Here is an 18,910-nt window from a genome sequence, read left to right as displayed (position 1 = left end):
ATAATTAGACATTAAACAAAATTAACTAAAATTTCAATTACTTTTTCCATTTATCTATATGTGAACATAAATTGCGTCACAATCTCGAACTATATTTTATATAAATAACACTTCTACTAATTAAATTAACAATTTCACAAAGTCTACAAAATGAAAATTCGTATTTTCCGCTTTGCTGAGCCTTATTAAGGATAACGCCAATATTGTTTTCACTTGTAAAGTAAGATAAATAAGTTTTATAGTGAATGCGTTTCATAAAAAAACAATTTAGATCAACAGGCAGTGGTATATACCGCTGTTACCAGCAATTCTTTAAACTTTTAATAACATAAGCTATTTATGTTAAATAAATAATTATAATTTTCTGTTAGTTTATACTATACTTTTGGTCATAAAAATGCTAAAATGAATTCATCATAAAGTTAATTTATATGACAAGTGTTTCTTGATTATTCGAAAGAAATAGAGAAGTAAAGTATATAAAATGAATAACAAAATAACTAAATATCAACAAACGGGAAAATTACTACTTAGTGCTGTTGCGATTGCAACTTTAGGTGTATCTTCAATTAACGTGACTTCCGTTAAAGCTGATACTGCAGCTCCAAGTCACTTAAAAGCTAAAAAGTCCTTAGGTCCGACTGCATCAAAGACTTTTGTTTTAAAAGCTGCTCCTGAAGACTTTGCCGTTTCAAAGGCTGCTAGCACCGCTTCTGCTGGTACGAAAAAGAAAAAAGCCAATAAAAAAGGTCCCAAAACAGCCTCCAAAACCTTTGTTTTAGAAGCTGCTCCTGAAGATTTTGCTGCTTCAACTGTCTCCTCTGCTCCTGGTAATGTTGTTGTGCATTACCGTGACAGTACCGGTAAAACCTTGGCACCTGACCAATTTTTAAAAGGTAAAGTGGGTGCTAACTATACTGCAACTGCACAAAATATCGCAGGCTATACTCTAACTACTAAGCCAAGTAATGAAACTGGCATCTTCACCGATAAATTGCAAAATGTAACTTATGTCTATGACATTGACGGCGCAATTGTTGATGGTGATGCAATTGGTATCGGTCTTGCCGAAGCTGGTGCTGGAGTTAAAGTTGATCCAGAAACAAAAGTAAGTAAGACTGCTGCAGCTACTGGTAAAAAAGTAGCTAAGTCTGCTCCTGTTGCAAACTTTAAGGGTAAGAATGCAACGCAAAAAGCAGCTGTAATTGCAGGCAACGATTCAGAACATCGTTTGCCACAAACTGGTGCAGACAACAGTTCACATGCGGAAGCGTTAGGACTGGGATTCCTATCAATATTTGGAGGTTTGATAGGTGCATGGTTCAGTCGAAAGGGAAAAACTGAATAGGTAGCCAGTATATTTTTATGATATTGATGGAGTAAAAAAATTAACTAAACAAAATATCTTATTAACAACTGGCTGCTTAGTTTTCTTTTTTACATAGCTTCCTTAAGACTAGATAAAAGATTTTATTCTACGTTTTACACTAGGATACTCATCCATGAATTCAAAAAGCGATTTATCACTAAGATAGATCGCTTTTTTTATGCACAAAAAAGCTAGTTAATCTATAATTGTAAATTTACTTAAATTAACTATATGTATTATATTATCAATATAATTAATGTACAATTCAGCAAAACGTATACCTTTTGTATAAAAACAGGATTAATTCTGATTATTGTTATTTAAAATAGCGAATTATCTTAAGACTAGTTCAACAGTATTAAGCGTTTCTTTGTGATTTTAAAAACAAATAGTTTGATGCTATAAATTATTTTTATTTTTAATATTGATTTCACTTATATGCAAATATATAATGCTCATTAAATATAAACTAAATATGAGGTACATTATATGAAAAAGTCAAATAATTTGTACGGTCAAAAAGGCAAAGTCTTGTTTACGAGTGCTGCTGCCATCGCACTTAGCCTTGTTGCTGCTAATCCCGATAAAGTTAGCGCTGCAACACAACCTACTAATCAAGCTGCTAAAAAGACCGCTAATATAGCTAAAAAACGAGTTACCAAGAAAGCTGCTATTCAACCAACAACTTTAACTACAGAAAATTCTTCTGAAGCTGTGCCGAACGATTCTTCTAATGAAGAAGAAAATAGTCCTGCCACCGACAAAAATGAAGTTGAGTCTAGTAGCGACCCTTCAGCTACAGAATCTAATGACACGCCCGCTAAGATTGAAAAACGCGACAGTGCTCCTGCCGAAAGAACTGTTTCGGGTCAAGTCAATGGCCTTAACTTAAGCTATAACCAAGATACTGACGAGTTATCAATCAATGGTGGAGCAATGGTCGATAACAACGGAAATACTGGCGGAATTAGCCAGTGGATAATCAATGGTAACGATGGTACAAATATTCCTCTCGCAAAAACCAAAAAAATAAGTATTACAGCTGCAACTAAACTGAGTGGTTACGCTACAAGCGGATTTTTCAGTAATTTTGCGGAATTAACTGAGATTACTGGTCTGAATCTGCTCGATACTTCCCAAGCAACCAGTATGGCTAGTATGTTTGCCAACTGTCCCAAACTCACCAGCCTTGATTTATCCAGCTTAGTTACTTCAAATGTTACAGACATGGCTTATATGTTTCAAGACTGTCCTAGTCTCAGAAAGGTCAATCTACAGGGCTTTGATACTGGACAAGTTATTGACATGACCAGTATGTTTAAAGGTGACTCCGCCTTAACTGCTATTAACCTGTCCAGCTTTAAGACGCCGAAATTGCAAATGGTTCCGTCCATGTTTCAAGGATGTTCGGCCTTAACCGAATTTACTTTCCCTTCTACTACTCCCAGTTTAACGGCAACATACAGTATGTTTCAAGACTGCACTAGCCTAAGAAGGCTTGACATTAGTATGCTTGATTTAGTAACTTCTAAATTTATGAACGGAAATACAGCCAGTGATAAAATGTTGGGCAACTTACCTAATCTCAGTACGTTAGTTCTTGGCTCTAAAACTGCATTGTGTACCCAATATCAATCACCAATTGATTGGAGCCATGGTCTTGATAGTACAGGGGGGATTGCACTTGATTCTAACGATAAAGAACCATGGCGACAAGTTGATACCGCTCATGGCGGTACTGTGTTTGAGCCGAAAGGCAAAGTTGATTTGTCACTTAAAGACTTGACTGAATTATACGCTTTCTTTGCTAGTGAAGAATTTAAAGATTTTCCTACTGACACTTATGTCCGTCTAAGTGAACCAATCACTTTACACCACGTGGATGAAAATGGTAAGTCAATTATGTCCGATACCGTATTTCGTGGCCCGATTGGCGATAGCTACAGTCTTAATGCCGAACAAATTCCTGGCTATAACCTTGTGGGCGGTGATAAAACTTTTTCCGGCAACTATAATACGTCCCGTGAAGTTACTGCTATTTATGCGAAAATTCCTGCAGCTGTTACTACTCCAGTCCAAGCTGCTGATGTAACTGTCCATTACCAAGATGAAAATGGTAAAACCATTGCCCCTGATGAAGTACTTAAAGGTAATGTTGGCGATGGTTATATTTCGATGGCAAAGACCGTTTCTGGCTACACGTTAAAGGCCCGTCCTGACAATGCCACCGGCTTCTTTTCTGCTAGCCCACAATCAGTAACCTATGTTTATGCTCAAGAAGGTACTGCTGGTGCGGCTGAAATTGCCTCAAACGGTAAAGGCAAGAACGGTAAAAAAGGCAAGAATGGTAAAACCTTAAACCTTAAACCAACTGCTAAAGGTAAAACCAATTCACGCCTCGGTCTTGTACCAACTGGCGTGACCCAACAAACCTCTTCCGCTAGCTCCTCCCAAGCTAGCACGGCAAGCAGTTCTGACCCTAGCCATCTACCGCAAACAGGTACTGATAAAAAGACGCAAATTGCCGTTATTTCAGCAGGTGCGGCATTATTGCTTAGCAGCTTAGCAGGCATTTGGTTTAGTCGCAAGAAAAACTAAATATTAAACTAAGAAAGCCAATTTTTATGACGAATTTGGCTTTTTTCTTTTCCCATATAAATTTTAAAGTCTTTCATTAATTTAACCTTAAGCTTAAAATAAGATATTAATTACAATTTATAGTATTAAAGGAGATACCATGGGACTTAACAAACCACTTTTATTTGCGCTTAGTGATGCACCGACCGGACAACGAAATCTAATTACCGATGTGGCTGGCGTGACCGTTGGTCATAAAACAATTGTTACTGATCGTTTGCAAACAGGTGTAACCGTCATCAAGCCTTGCCAGGATAATATTTTTCGTGAAAAAATGCCGGCAGCTGCACATGTTATCAACGGCTTTGGTAAAAGCACTGGTTTAGTTCAGATAGAAGAACTGGGTACAATTGAAACACCGCTAGTCTTAACTAATACTCTAAGTGTCGGAACCGCCACTACTGCTTTAGTGAAAAGAATGCTTGCTGAAAATCCAGAAATCGGCTTGACAACGGGTAGTGTTAATCCGATAGTAATGGAATGCAATGACAGTAGTATTAATCATATTCGCGATTTAGGCGTTACTGAAGAAGACGTTAACGAGGCCTTTGCGGCTGCTTCGTCTGAATTTGCTGAAGGTGGCGTAGGCGCTGGTACTGGAATGCGCTGCTATGAGCTTAAAGGCGGCATCGGTTCTGCTTCACGCAAAATTAAAATTGATGACCAGACTTTCACAATGGGCGCTTTAGTCATGTCTAATTTTGGCCTCAGCACCGACTTAAATATTTACGGTCGGGCAATTGGCAAAAAGATTGTTGATAATAAAGATAGTAAAGAAAAAGGTAGTATTATCACGATTATTGCAACGGATATTCCATTTAATTCGCGTCAATTAAAAAGAATCGCTAAACGTTCTAGTATCGGCATTACTCGCAGCGGTTCATTTAGTGGTAATGGCAGTGGCGAAATTACACTGGCCTTTTCAACTGCAAACCGGGTTAGTCATTTCCCTGAACATGAATTGAGCTCGATTCAAGCAATTACTGATGATAAGATTGACCGCTACTTCAGAATTACTGTCGATATTGTTAATGAAGCTATCCTAAGTTCACTAGCTCATGGCAAAACCACGCCAGACCGTGATGGTAAACCGCTATTAGGCTTAAAAGATGCACTTGCTCAATTAGGTAACGATCAAGATGCGCTAGCTTTACGCAATGAACTAGGGATTTAATTAGATACCGGTAACAAAATCTACTGAAGCTGCACCATGTTATAATTTGACTAGCATCTCAAGTTAACGCTTACAAGTGGGAGGAAAAATATGACACCTTGGTGGAAAAACGCAGTTATCTATCAAATTTACCCTAAATCATTCCAAGACAGCAATGGTGACGGTATTGGCGACCTAAACGGGATTATTAACCACCTAGATTATTTACAAAAATTGGGAATTGATGCCATCTGGCTCTCACCCATTTATCAGTCACCTGGCGTTGATAACGGTTATGATATTTCTGATTATCAGGCCATTGACCCGCAATATGGGACCATGGCGGATTTAGACAGGCTGATTGCAGAAGCCAAAAAAAGAAATATCCGCATTATTATGGATCTCGTGGTTAACCATACCTCTGATCAGCACCAATGGTTTATTGAAGCACGGAAAAGTAAAAATAATCCTAAGCGTGATTTTTACATTTGGCGTGATCCTATCAATGGGCACGAGCCTAATGACTTAACTTCTAATTTCTCTGGTTCTGCGTGGCAATATGATCAGACAACTGGCCAATACTACCTCCACTTTTTTGCTCCTGAGCAGCCTGACTTAAATTGGCAAAATCCTGAATTACGACAAAAAATTTATGAGATGATGACTTTTTGGCTTGATAAGGGCATTGGCGGTTTTCGCATGGATGTAATTGAGCTAATTGGTAAAGAGCCTGATCGCAAGATTGACGCAAATGGGCCCAAATTGCATCCCTACTTGCAAGAAATGAACCAGAAAGTATTAGCCAATCGTGATATCATGACCGTTGGCGAAACATGGAGCGCCGATTTAGAAACAGTTACTAAGTATTCAGACCCAGCACGGCATGAGCTCTCAATGGTCTTTCAGTTTGAGAATCAGCAAGTTGACCAGCAGCCAGGCAAAGAAAAGTGGGATCTTGCCCCCTATCGACCAGCTGCTCTTAAAAAGATTTTGCTTAAATGGCAAACGCAACTAGACTACCGCCATGCTTGGAATAGTCTTTTTTGGGAAAATCATGATCTTCCCCGTGTCATCTCGCGCTGGGGCAGCGACACTACTTACCGCGTGCAATCAGCGAAGATGTTCGCGATTGCCCTCCATTTAATGCGCGGCACGCCGTATATTTATAATGGTGAAGAAATTGGGATGACCAATTATCCGGTTAAAGATATCGCTGAAGTTGCAGACCTTGAAAGCATCAATATGTATCATGACCGACTTCAAAAGGGCTATTCTAAACAAGAGCTCCTTAATGCAATTAATGCCAAAGGTCGCGACAACGCTCGGCGGCCAATGCAATGGTCGGATCGGCTGCAAGCCGGTTTTACCAGTGGTGAGCCCTGGCTTAAAGTTAATCCCAATTACCAGCAAATTAATGTTCAAGCCGCTTTAGCTGATCCTAATTCTATTTTTTACACTTACCAAAAACTAATTCGTTTGCGCCATGAAAACGCAATTGTTGTTACAGGCTCATTTAAGCCGCTAACAACTTCTGCTGATGTTTTGGCATATTACCGCGAATTAGGCGATCAGCGCTGGCTAATTGTTGCTAATCTTAGTGAAAATAAAGCGCAATTTACTGCACCAGATCAGCTTAAACAGGTTTTACTCAGTAACTATTGCGCTCCGCAAACTTTACAGGCACTTACCTTAAAACCATATGAAGCCTTTGCTGCAATTGTTAACTAAGTTAAATAAAAACTCGTGAACTTGATAAAAACCGTCTACTAGTTAGCAGATGGATAATCATTCACGAGTTTTTTTTATTTGGCTAGTTCTTTTTGATAAAGCTGAAATGTTGCGTTGTCAAAAGCACACATCGTAACTTCCATCTTAGCTGAAGGATTTTGCTTTAACCAGTCTTTTACTGCTGCAAATGCAATTTCAGCTGCCCTTTTTGCAGGAAAACCGTAAGCACCAGTTGAAATAGCCGGAAAGGCAATACTGTGTAAGTTATTCTGCTTGGCTAAAGATAGCGAATTAAGGTAACAAGCGCGTAAAAGCATATTATCGGTAGGTGAACCCGAGTAAATCGGTCCAACTGTATGAATCACATGCTTAGCAGGCAGGCGATAACCCCGGGTAATTTTCGCTTGACCGGTCTCACAACCATGAAGTCCGCGACACTCCTGAAGTAAGTCGGGGCCAGCTGCTTGATGAATTGCGCCATCGACACCGAGTCCACCAAGAAGCGAGTTATTGGCAGCATTGACGATCGCATCTACGGCTAATTTGGTAATATCTCCCTGCATAATTTTAATCATTAGCTCACCTTCTTTTTCAGTTATATTTTACCGCAATTAAAAATCTTGGACGTAAACAAAAAGTGCGACTACCTATGGTCGCACTTTGCGTTTTTGATTGTAAATTAACCTTTTTCGGCACCAGCGGTAATGCCATTAACATAAAATTTTTGCATGAAGATAAACAAAATTGTGATTGGAATGGCAATAATAACACAGCCGGCCACAAATTCTGCAAAGAATTGAGTTGCATTGCCCTTGGTATTATGCACCATATTGTACAAGCCATAGGCAATTGTATATGTTTTGGGATTACCCGAAGTCGATAAAATAATACCGGAGAAAATGAAGTCAGTCCACGGAGCAATAAATGCCGTCAAAGCAGTGTAGACAATCATTGGCTTTGCTAAAGGTAAATCAACGTTAGTAAAAATCTGCCACTTGGTTGCCCCATCAATTTCAGCTGCTTCATCAATTGAGAACGGCACCGTATCGAAGAAGCCCTTGGCAACATAGAATCCTAGTCCGGCACCACCAACATAAACTAGTAGTAGTCCACCCAGATTGAGCATGTTCAGTCCCTTTAAAATATAGTAAAGAGCAATCATCGACATGAAACCGGGAAACATGCCCAATATCAGGGCAATTTGCATAAACGGTTTACGAAATGAAAAGCGTAATCGAGATAATACATACGCCACTGAAATAGTTAAAAAGGTTGAAATAATCATTGATAAAATTGAGATAATCAACGTATTAATAATCCAATTAACTAATGGATACTGGGAATTGGTAAAAATACCAATATAATTATCAAACGTGAACTTATCTGGCCAAAAAGTCGAAACAAAGCCAGTATCATTGTATGAGAAGCTCGCTAAAATAATCCAAATGATTGGTAAAATCCAGACAATCGCCAAGATAATTAATAAAAGATAACGGAAAAATAGCGAAAGGCGTTTTTGATTTTGATAAGATTTCATCTTTAGCCCTCCTTAAAAGCATTGGTATGACGATAAGCCAGCAGCGAAAAGACGGCACTAATAATAAAGATTAAAATACCTAAAACTGCCGAGGCATTGTAGCGCTGCTCTTGACCAAATGTCAGATTGTACAGCCAAGTTACCAGCAAGTCTGTTGAACCTGCCCCGTTATAGCGATTATTCATTGGCGCACCACCAGTTAGCAGGTAAATGACATTAAAGTTATTAATATTGCCGATAAATTGCTGAATTAAGGAAGGAGCCATCACGAAAAGAATCTGCGGAAAAGTAATTGATTTAAAAATCTGCATTGCGTTAGCACCGTCCATTTTAGCAGCCTCAATTTGATCTGTCGGCAGGTTTTGAATAATAGCAGTGGATACTAACATTGAAACTGGAATACCAATCCACATGTTAACGATAATAACCGTAATCCGCGCTACCAAGGGCGAAGCCTGACTATCAATGAAATGAATTGGGTGAGCTATCATGCCAATATTCATCAAGATATTATTGAGCGCACCCTGATAATCAAGAAATTGTGCCATCATCAGTAAAGAAACAAATTGTGGCACAGCCCAAACAATTACAAAAATTGTTCGCCAAAAGCCTTTATGCTTAATGCCCTTTGATTCAATTAACAGTGCCAATAAAACGCCAAAGAAGAAAGTCGTTGCTGTAGCGGCTATTGCCCAGACAATTGTCCAGCCTAAAACTGGGAAAAAGGTACCGGATAAGTCCCCGCTAATCACACTTCCAAAAGCCTGGAAACCAGTCCAAGAAAAAGCGATGGGATGCTGCCGGTCATAGTTCGTAAAAGCCATTGAGATCATAAAGATTGTTGGCAAAATGGTAAAACACAGAATTCCTAAAATAGGAAAAGCCATTAACGTATCGTGCAACCGTGAATCAAACAAACTTGCTAGCTCTTCTTTATTAGTTAAAATGTGTTTGCCATCACGACTCAAGACGTAATTCTTTCTGGTCGACCGCAAGTTAACGATATAAAGATAAATCATTGCAATACAGATAATGACAGCAAGGAGCCCAAATAACAGAATTAACACCGAATTTGACGGCTGCTTAGTGATATAAACGCCTTGGGCACTATCATAAACTACTTTTTTGGTCTTATTTTCTCCCAGAGTAGTCAGCATACTAATTGCCGATATTCCGCTAAAAATAAACCAGATAATAAATGCAACTTCTGCTAATAACAGTGTTAAGCCCTTAACCCACTGCTTATTCTCAAGGGCATTGCTACCCATAATAAAGAAGGACAATTTGGTTGCAATACTGCCTTTAGACCAAACCTCACGAAAAGTTGCCTTAACAGCAGCATGCTTTTTCTTTTTAAACATAATTTCTCCTCTTCCTGAGCAAAAAGGTTGGACGCTGCCTGCCCAACCTTTAGTGCTTAAGATTAACTATTTCTTTTCAGAAGCCTTGGCCAATTTAGCAAGTTGAACCTTATATTGTGCTGGTTTAACTTTGCCGTCATAAGCACCGTTAACTAGAGGAGGAACATCATTCCAGAAGACTGACATTTGTGGTAATTTTGGCATCAAGACTGAGTTGCCTGGTTTAGACATTTCAATTACCGCATCAGCCACTGAATCCTTCTTCACAGCTGGATCGTTAATTGCTTCTTTAAGAACTGGAATTTGCCCAGCTTCCTTATGAGCGATTAATTGTGCTTTCTTATTTGTGATGTAAGCAGCCAATTCTGAAGCAGCTTTTGGATTCTTGGTGTGAGCATTAACTGCAAAACCTTCGATTCCAAGGAATGCCTGCATTTGAACTGACTTACCGCCAACTTCAATCATTGGATACTTCGCAACCGCAAAGTTCTTGCCTAGAATTTTCTTGATATTGGCAGCATTCCAAGGACCATCTAAAATAGCTTGCGCATTACCCTTCTTCAATTGGTTTAATGCGTTTGAAGTCTGCATTACGCCCTTGTTATTTCTTTGTTCAGCGTACCATTTCAGTGCATTAACACCCTTTTGTGAATTAAACGTTGAGCCCTTTAAATCTTCACCGCTGTCACCATACAACTTTGTACCAGCTGAAAAGAAGACTGGCCACATAACATAAGCGTTAGTAAAGTCCGTTGCAACAACACCTTTAGAAGTTAAGGTTTTCCAATTTTTGACATCATTAGCAGATAACTTAGACTTATCGTAATAAATTGTCTGTGCCTGTTGTGCGTATGGATAGGCATAAATTTTTCCTTTCCAGGTTACTCCCTTAGCAGCAACGGCAATGTAATTAGCCTTGATATTGCTGGTATCTTTTGGTGAGAGCGGGTTAATGTAACCTGAGTCTGCCATTTGTCCCAATTGGTCGTTAGGTGCTTCAAAAACATCAGCAGCTTTTGATGGGTCCTTGCCGACATCAGTTTTGGCATTAGCTGAACCAGTTGGATTTTGCGTAACGCGAACAGTGATATTTTTATGCGATTTAGTAAAATCACTAGCAATTTTCTTATAATATGACACTTGATTAGTATCAACCCAGAGCGTCAATTTCGTATTTTGGCTGCTATTTCCGCTTGATGATTTTGAATCATTATTTGAGCAAGCTGCAAGAGACATTGCCGCTAAAATTGCTGTACTACCTAATGCTACTTTCTTCCAAATTTTCATGTTATTTACCTCCTAATTTAAAACAACATGCTTTTTTATTTTCAGTTTCCATTTGGCAACTGAATTTATTCCCTAATTAACGATTGCCAGCGTGGTGTCTTGATCAAAAAAGTGGGCCTTGTTGAGGTCAAATCCCATCTTGACTTGATCACCGGGTTGGTAAAGATCCCGCGCATTAATATTGGCAACGAATTCCGTATCAGCAACTTTTTGGTAAAGCTGAATTGTTGCCCCTAGTAATTCGGACACAACGACCGTCGAATTAACCACCGCGTTCGGCCAAGTTTCGAGAAACGCTTCTTCAGCGTGAATATCTTCAGGTCTAATGCCCAAAATCAAATCACGGTCGTTATAGCCTTTCTTTTCGAGCAATTTTGCTTTCCCCTCAGGTATTCCCATGTCAATGCCGCGATTATCAGTCACACGCCCATTATGATAATGGACATTAAAGAAATTCATCTGGGGCGAACCGATAAAGCCTGCTACGAATTGATTAACGGGATGGTTATATACTTCTTGCGGGGAACCAATTTGCTCAACTTTACCAACCGACATTACAACTACACGGTCAGCTAAAGTCATCGCCTCTGTTTGATCGTGCGTGACGTAAATCGTTGTTGTACCTAAATCCTGATGCAGCTTGGCAATTTCGGCCCGCATTGATACCCGCAATTTTGCATCCAGGTTGGATAAAGGCTCATCCATTAAAAAGATGGGTGCATCCCGCACGATTGCTCTACCTAAAGCTACCCGCTGTCTTTGACCGCCAGATAGCTCAGCTGGTTTTTTATCCAAGTATTCTTTCAGGTTCAAAATTTCAGCTGCATGTTGCACCCGCTGATCAATTTCACTTTTCTTGTAATGACGCAGCTTTAGCCCAAAGGCCATATTGTCGTAAATTGTCATGTGCGGATAAAGCGCGTAGTTTTGAAATACCATGGCAATATGGCGGTCCTTTGGCGCTACATCGTTCATTACCTGATGATCAATCTCGAGTGTGCCCTTGCTGATATCTTCCAATCCGGCAATCATCCTTAAAGTAGTCGATTTACCACAACCAGAAGGCCCAACAAAGACGATAAATTCCTTATCTTTGATATGTAAATCAAAGTCCTTCACAGAATACTGGTCATTACCCTCATATTTTTTGCATAGATGGTTTAAATCAACTTCAACCATTCTTTTTACCTACCTTCTTAACTAGCTGTTTATATAAGCAGCCACGATCTTGTCTAACTGCAAGTCTTTGGTTGAAGCGACAAGATAGTCGGCCTCTTTCAACACGGTGCGGTCGCCAATACCAACGGCAAATTGCCCGGCCGCTTTAATTGCAGCAACCCCAGCTGCGGCATCTTCAAAACTGATCACTTCACTCGCCTTTAAGTGCAAAAGTTGTTGCGCCTTTTGATAGATTTCCGGATCTGGCTTGCCCTTGTTAACCGTTGCCGCATCGACAATGCCAGCAAACTTACTGGCAATCTTCAATTTGTGCAATATTTTAGGCGCATTTTTCGAAGCCGAAGCAATGCACATTTTTAAATTGGCCTCTTGTGCATTCGCGAGTAGTTGCGGAATGCCAGGTAAAATGTCTTTCGGCGTCATCGTATCTACTTGCTGTAAGAACTTCTCGTTCTTAGCTGCTGCAAACTGCATTTTCTGCTGCTCAGTATATTGATTAGTTTGATGACCATATTGCAAGATTAAATCTAGGGAATCCATGCGAGAAATTCCTCGTAACGAGTTCAGCTGCTCATTTGTCAGTCTAATTCCTAATTCTTTAGCTAAATCATTCCAAGCGGCTAAATGAAACTTCGCTGAATCTGTCAAAACGCCGTCTAAATCAAAAATCAAACCTTTAAGCATGCCACTTCACCTTCTTTCAATTCAACCTGTTGGTCTTTAACCATGACTGTGAGCTGCTTGCCACTAATCAAATCAAGCTTAACTTCATCATGGCTAACGGCTACTTTAATTAAACGATTACGGTAGTTAAGTTTGAAACTATAATTCTGCCAGTTATCGGGAACGAACGGATTGAACTTTAGCTGCTCTTTGTCATAACGCATTCCCGCAAAGCCTTGAACAATTGCAAGCCATGAACCGCTCATTGAAGTTATATGTAGTCCATCGGCAGTATCATTATTGTAGTTATCAAGGTCTAATCTGGCTGTTCGTTCATAAAGAGCAACCGATTGTTTCTTTTTACCTAATTCAGCCGCTAAAATTGAGTGAACACAAGGCGAAAGAGAACTCTCATGAACGGTGAGTGGTTCATAAAAATCAAAGTTGCGCTCCTTTTCTTCTTTAGTAAAGCGATCATCCAAATAGTAGATTCCCTGCAAGACATCTGCTTGCTTGATAAACGGTGAACGAAGGATTTTATCCCAAGACCAATGCTGGTTAATTGGACGTTCAGTTGCCGGAATTTCCTTTGCTGGCTGCAAATCTTTGTCTAAAAAGTCATCTTGCTGTAAAAAGATGCCGCGTTCATGATCTTCCGGCAAATACATATTAGCGATAATGTCCTGCCAGTTAGCTTTTTCCTGTTCACTAACGTGAACCCTCTTTTGGGCGGCGGGATCAGCTAGGGGCAGGCGCTCTAAGGTGTATTGCAAAACCCATTGCGCCATCAGGTTAGTGAACCAGTTATTGTTGACATTATTTTCATACTCATTCGGCCCGGTTACACCGTGCATGACATACTTTTGCCGCCATTTTGAATAGTGAACCCGGTCTGCCCAAAAACGTGCTGTTTCAACTAAAACATCCATTCCCTCGTTTTTAACATAAGACTCATCCCCGGTATAACTGGTATAACGCTTAATTGCAAATGCAATATCAGCGTTACGGTGAATTTCTTCAAAGGTAATTTCCCATTCATTGTGGCATTCAAGACCGTTAAAGGTCACCATTGGGAAAAGCGCACCCTTTAACCCAAGATCTTTAGCATTCTGATAGGCTCCTGCCAGCTGATCGTGCCGATATTGAAGTAGCGCCCTCGTCACGTTTGGCTTAGCCACGCATAAATACATCGGGAAAATAAAGGCTTCAGTATCCCAGTAAGTCGCACCACCATACTTTTCGCCGGTAAAACCCTTGGGACCAACATTGAGTCGTTTATCTTCACCATAGTAAGTCATAAACAGCTGTAAAATATTGAACCGAATTCCCTGTTGGGCCAAATCATTACCGGTGATTACCACGTCACTTTTTTCCCACCGTCTTTGCCAGATAGCAGTATGCTCAGCTAGATTTTCGGTAAAGCTCTTGGCCTGCAAGCGTGTCATCAATTCGGCGGCTTTTTGAGCTTGTATTTCCGGCTCAACATCGCGACTAGTAACAACAATTACATCTTTTTCAAGGTTATAGCTATCACCGGAATTGAGGTCAACCGTTAACTTTTCACTGAGTCCAGCTTCAGTTGTTGTGACCATTCCTTTGACAAAATGATTGTTATGCCGCAATCCCTGCTTTAAAAGAACTGTAAATTGCGGAACTCCATATGGATTGGGGATTGTTTTAACCTGAATCGTGCGCTGATCGCTATCTTCACCACAGCTTTGCCAGAAATGCTCATTGTAGTTGCTGTCTTCATTAGTAACCGTGCCATCCAGCGTTGCTGTAAAGGTAATTTTGGCTTTCCCCGTTAAGACTGTCGCCACAACGTTAATCAGTGCCGCTTCTTTTTGTTTAATATGTAAAAAACGTTGAAATTCAAACCTAACCGTGGTCGTTGTTCCCAAATAAGTAAAGCTCCGCGTCAAGAGGCCTTGATGCATATCCAGTGAATAAGAAAAATCTTTGATCTTGCTGGTTGCTAGATCCAGCTTTTCGCCGTTAATATTAATGCCGATGCCAATAAAACTGGGGGCATTGATGGACTTGCCAAAGTACTTGGGATAACCATTTTTCCACCAGCCCACTCGTGTCTTATCCGGAAACCAAACTCCAGCCAAGTAGGTTCCTTGCAAGCTATCACCTGAATAACCCTCTTCAAAATTACCACGCATCCCCATGTAATCATTACCAATTGACGTAATGCTTTCCTGCAGACGTTTATCTGCCGGATTAAACTCATGCGTAGTAACTTGCCAAGGATTAATCTCAAAAATCCGTTTCATCTGCTTATCTCCTCTTGTGCGGTTTTGTTTACGCTTTCATTATTCGCCAAAATGGAGCATCTTTGCAATCCAAAATCCTCTGTTAACGGTATCAAAATAATTACGAAAAAAGCAGCAGGCTTTCTTTGCCTGCTGCTCAGATATTATTCAACTTCAATTGCAATTCCCTTGGGCTTTAACAATCCATTGGCAAAGTTTTGCTGTAAGATTGCTTGCCCCTTAAGTGCGATATTTTTGGTAGTTGTGTTGAAATATGCCGTAATTTTGACGTCTTTTGTCCGAACAACTTTAATTAAATCGGTTGCAGTAACAGTTAAAGATATTTCACCTTGGCCCAAGGTATCTGCGTATTTTTTCCGAAAGGCAATTAATTGCTGTACCTGCTGCCAAACTGCACTATTTTTCTTACTCCAATCCATCGGCTTACGGCAATCTGGATCATTTCCACCAGTCATGCCCATTTCGGTGCCGTAATAAATACATGGACTACCAGTCTGCATAAACATAAAAGTTAACGCCTGCAAGGCCAATTCTTGATCACCCTGTGCCAGCGTTAAAATTCGGGCGGTATCGTGAGAATCTAGCATATTCATCATGGCTTGGTTAGTGCTATCGCGATACAGCATTAACTGATCAGTTAGCGCCGCAACCAATGCTTGCGCCGTTTTTGTTTTCTTAAAAAAGTGCTCCTCAATCTGCAAAGTATACGGATAATTCATTACAGCAGTGAACTCGTCGCCATTTAGCCATGGCCTAGCGCTGTGCCAGATTTCACCAACAATGTAAAAATCCGGCTTAATAGCGGTCAGAGCAGCATGAAATCTGCGCCAAAAATGATGATCAACTTCATTTGCCACGTCAAGCCGCCAAGCATCAATGTCGAAATATTTTACCCAGTAAGTGGCAATTTCTAAGAGAAAATCCTGCACTGCCGGGTTGGCGGTATTAAGTTTAGGCATGCTTGGTTCAAAGGCAAAAGTATCATAATTGGGCATTGCTTTTTGACCAGCTTGAATAGGGTTAACCGGAAATTGATTAATGTGAAACCAGTCAGCAAATTTTGATTTCGCTCCGTTTTTAACTACATCTTGCCACTGCAATGATTGACTCCCTAGGTGATTAAAAACGGCATCAAGCATCACGCGCATCCCCCGCTTATGTGCCTGCTCAACTAGCTCGGCAAAAAGCTGTTTGTCACCAAAAGCAGGATCAATTTCTAAATAGTCAATCGTGTCGTATTTATGATTGGAACTTGCCTTAAAAATGGGGCAAAGATATAGTCCTGTAACGCCCAATTCTTGCAAATAATCTAAATGGTCGATGATTCCCTGCAAATCGCCGCCATAATAATCTTCTCTTCCGGGATGATCACTAGGCTGCCATTTTTTCGTTCCCTGCGGGTCGTTATTTGTATCCCCGTTAGCAAAACGTTCCGGGAAAATTTGGTACCAAACCGTCTGCTTTACCCATTGAGGTACCGTTGTCATGTCAATTGTGTGCAAATAGGGTAATTTAAAATAGCTGCTGTCAGCGTTCAGATTTTGCGAATTAAAGCTGCTAATTCCGCGATCGCCGACGATAACATGGCTGCCGTCTTTACCAATCACTTCAAACGTATACTTAAGGCGCCGGTAAGGGGCCTTTAAAGTTACACCCCAGTGATCACTCACTTGTCCGTGACCCAGTAATTTTAAGTCCGCTTTTTTATCTGTCTTAGTATCCAGATAATTATCGGTATAATGAACAATTATCTTGGCAACATCATTTTTTGCGCTATGAAACCGGATTCGAACGTGGTGCGGACTTATAACAAAGCAATCTTCACTTTCTGTTCGGTGCTTTAAGGCTGCTAATTGCATCTTTTATTCTCCTTTATTTACTTAAAACAACACCAGAATATGGCATCAGCACTAACTCGCCATCAGCCAAATAATATTTACCCGCAGTTAATTCTTCATGGTGATAAGCACGCGGAATTTTTATTCTTGTTTTTTGACTACTTAATGAAACAGCAATAAGCGCACTACTATTGCCCAGATCACGCTGATAGACATAACTGTCTTGACCAGTTTCCCGTAAATAAAAGCGGCCTGCCTGAAACAATTTTCTTTTCTTCAACGCAATCAATTGACGGTAAAAATTGAAGATACTGTCCGGGTCTGCTACTTCAGAACAAGCATCAACCTTAACCATTTTTTGGCCATCAAGCCACGGCTTAGTGGATGAAAAGCCAGCGTGCGGTTCATCAGTCCACGGCATTACTCCCCGAGCAGGCAATTTATGCGTTGCACTGACCATTTTTAATGCTTCTTGCTCACTTATTCCCATGCTCTTTGCTTGGGTAATAAATTGGGTAACCGTTTCGTCGGCAAACTCCTTGTCTGAAGTAAAAAGCAAATTTGGTAAACCCAGTTCTTCGCCATAATAAATAATCGGAATGCCGCGCTGCAAATACATCAACATTGCTAGGCTTTGGATCTGAATTCTGGTATGCGCCAGACGAGTTGCCATTCTTGGCATATCATGGTTATTCCAATAAAGGGTTGGTAACGAAATCTCTGCCAGAGTTTGCTGCCAGATAGCTTGCGTCTGCTTGAAGATTTGCCAGTCAAGCTCTTTTGGTTGATACTGCGCTGGTAAACGCGGATTAATTTTGCTCTCATCATCCGTGAAATAGCGAAAAGTAATCACACTATCTAGCAAACTATTTTTCTTACTTGTATAATCGGCTGCTAAGTTCACGTTTGCACTTGCTGCTTCGCCCAAGAGCAAGGCGTCAGGAAAGTCACGCTTTATTTGCTGACAAAATGGTTGCAGCCACTCTTGCACTTGGGGCAAGTTAGCAAAAAACGGTTCCGCAATAACTGGTTCAGCATCATTTGGTGCCGGAAAATTTTGACGCAAGTCAGCCTTGGCAATATGAATAAATGCATCTAGCCGAAGACCGTCAATTCCTTTAGCCAGCCAATATTCAGCAACTTGGATCATTTCCTGTCTGAGTGCCGGATTTGCCCAGTTTAAATCGGGCATGTGTTTATCAAACAAGTGAAAATATGACTGACCGCTATTTTTCGGGTCACTTTCCCAGACGCTACCGCCAAAGAAGCTGCCCCAATTATTTGGTCGCTTGTTGTTACTGCCCGCGAAAAGATAATAATTGCGGTACTTGCTTTTTGGATTATTAATCGCCTTTTGAAACCAAGGATGTTGATCGGAAGTGTGATTAAGTACCAAATCGAGGATAATTTTAATTTTTTCTTGATGCAGCTGCTTAATTAACTGCTCAAAATCTGCCATTGTTCCCATTGCAGGATCAATCGCAAAGTAATCTGCCACGTCATAGCCATTATCAACTTGGGGTGAAACAAAGATTGGATTGAGCCACACCGCGTTAATCCCCAGCTTTTTCAAATAAGGAATACGCTGTCTAATCCCATTCAGATCGCCAATCCCATCACCATTACTATCTTGAAAAGATTTGGGATAAATTTGATAAATTATTGCGTTATCATACCAATGCGTCATTTGCTTAATCCTCCAGCTGTAGTTTAGCGAAGAACTGCGGTTAGTTACAAGACAGTAGTGAATGTTACCGGTATCAAAAAATGGTTTTAGGTGGTAATTAACTATCTGCATATATTTTTTGGGCAAAGTATTGCATTTAAATGTTAAAAAGCTCACAATAACTTTGAAACTATTAAAAAATTATAAGAGGAG

Annotated in this window: 13 protein-coding genes; 4 read left to right on the top strand and 9 right to left on the bottom strand. The window is 40.2% G+C overall.

Going from position 1 to position 18,910, the window contains the following annotated elements; translation table 11 throughout:
* The first annotated feature begins 484 nt into the window (after positions 1-484).
* The 4 genes from J3U69_RS05215 (at position 485) to J3U69_RS05200 (ending at position 6,887) form a co-directional block, all read left to right on the top strand.
* On the top strand, positions 485-1,348 hold the full coding sequence (locus tag J3U69_RS05215; protein WP_267413279.1) for a MucBP domain-containing protein: 864 nt from the start codon (positions 485-487) through the stop codon (positions 1,346-1,348).
* A 510-nt stretch (positions 1,349-1,858) separates the two neighbouring features.
* The gene (locus J3U69_RS05210) at positions 1,859-3,967 is read left to right on the top strand and encodes a BspA family leucine-rich repeat surface protein (protein WP_267413278.1); all 2,109 of its coding nucleotides are present in this window, start codon (positions 1,859-1,861) and stop codon (positions 3,965-3,967) included.
* Between the two features lie 139 nt (positions 3,968-4,106).
* On the top strand, positions 4,107-5,180 hold the full coding sequence (locus J3U69_RS05205) for a P1 family peptidase (protein WP_220232446.1): 1,074 nt from the start codon (positions 4,107-4,109) through the stop codon (positions 5,178-5,180).
* A gap of 90 nt (positions 5,181-5,270) precedes the next feature.
* Entirely contained in the window at positions 5,271-6,887 is a 1,617-nt protein-coding gene (locus tag J3U69_RS05200; RefSeq protein WP_267413277.1) for a glycoside hydrolase family 13 protein, read from the top strand.
* Between the two features lie 74 nt (positions 6,888-6,961).
* On the opposite strand, the gene J3U69_RS05195 is transcribed toward J3U69_RS05200, so the two are convergent.
* The 9 genes from J3U69_RS05195 to J3U69_RS05155 all read right to left on the bottom strand — a co-directional run bounded on the left by J3U69_RS05195 (position 6,962) and on the right by J3U69_RS05155 (position 18,718).
* Entirely contained in the window at positions 6,962-7,462 is a 501-nt protein-coding gene (locus J3U69_RS05195) for an O-acetyl-ADP-ribose deacetylase (protein WP_267413275.1), read from the bottom strand.
* 104 nt (positions 7,463-7,566) lie between these two features.
* Positions 7,567-8,424: a sugar ABC transporter permease gene (locus J3U69_RS05190; protein WP_220220310.1), complete on the bottom strand. Its 858-nt coding sequence runs from the start codon at positions 8,422-8,424 to the stop codon at positions 7,567-7,569.
* A 2-nt stretch (positions 8,425-8,426) separates the two neighbouring features.
* Positions 8,427-9,785 carry a carbohydrate ABC transporter permease gene (locus tag J3U69_RS05185; protein ID WP_220232449.1) on the bottom strand — a complete coding sequence of 453 codons (1,359 nt, stop codon included), beginning with the start codon at positions 9,783-9,785 and terminating at the stop codon, positions 8,427-8,429.
* Positions 9,786-9,851: 66 nt separating this feature from the next.
* Positions 9,852-11,072, bottom strand: coding sequence for an extracellular solute-binding protein (locus tag J3U69_RS05180; RefSeq protein WP_267413273.1), 1,221 nt, complete (start codon positions 11,070-11,072; stop codon positions 9,852-9,854).
* A gap of 72 nt (positions 11,073-11,144) precedes the next feature.
* The gene (locus tag J3U69_RS05175) at positions 11,145-12,251 is read right to left on the bottom strand and encodes an ABC transporter ATP-binding protein (RefSeq protein ID WP_220232451.1); all 1,107 of its coding nucleotides are present in this window, start codon (positions 12,249-12,251) and stop codon (positions 11,145-11,147) included.
* Between the two features lie 21 nt (positions 12,252-12,272).
* Complete coding sequence (gene pgmB / locus J3U69_RS05170; protein WP_267413271.1) at positions 12,273-12,935, bottom strand: beta-phosphoglucomutase; 663 nt, start codon at positions 12,933-12,935, stop codon at positions 12,273-12,275.
* Positions 12,920-15,193: a glycoside hydrolase family 65 protein gene (locus J3U69_RS05165; RefSeq protein WP_267413269.1), complete on the bottom strand. Its 2,274-nt coding sequence runs from the start codon at positions 15,191-15,193 to the stop codon at positions 12,920-12,922. The genes pgmB and J3U69_RS05165 overlap by 16 nt, the downstream gene beginning before the upstream one ends.
* Positions 15,194-15,336: 143 nt before the next feature.
* Positions 15,337-17,052: a glycoside hydrolase family 13 protein gene (locus J3U69_RS05160; RefSeq protein WP_267413267.1), complete on the bottom strand. Its 1,716-nt coding sequence runs from the start codon at positions 17,050-17,052 to the stop codon at positions 15,337-15,339.
* Between the two features lie 13 nt (positions 17,053-17,065).
* Positions 17,066-18,718, bottom strand: a complete 1,653-nt coding sequence (locus tag J3U69_RS05155; protein WP_267413265.1) for an alpha-glucosidase — start codon at positions 18,716-18,718, stop codon at positions 17,066-17,068.
* Positions 18,719-18,910: the final 192 nt, after the last annotated feature.

Source organism: Lactobacillus sp. B4026 (assembly GCF_026535825.1).
GTDB classification, from domain to species: Bacteria; Bacillota; Bacilli; order Lactobacillales; family Lactobacillaceae; genus Lactobacillus; species Lactobacillus panisapium.
The sequence above is the reverse complement of the archived record's forward strand: the minus strand, read 5'-3'. Positions and strand labels throughout refer to the sequence as shown.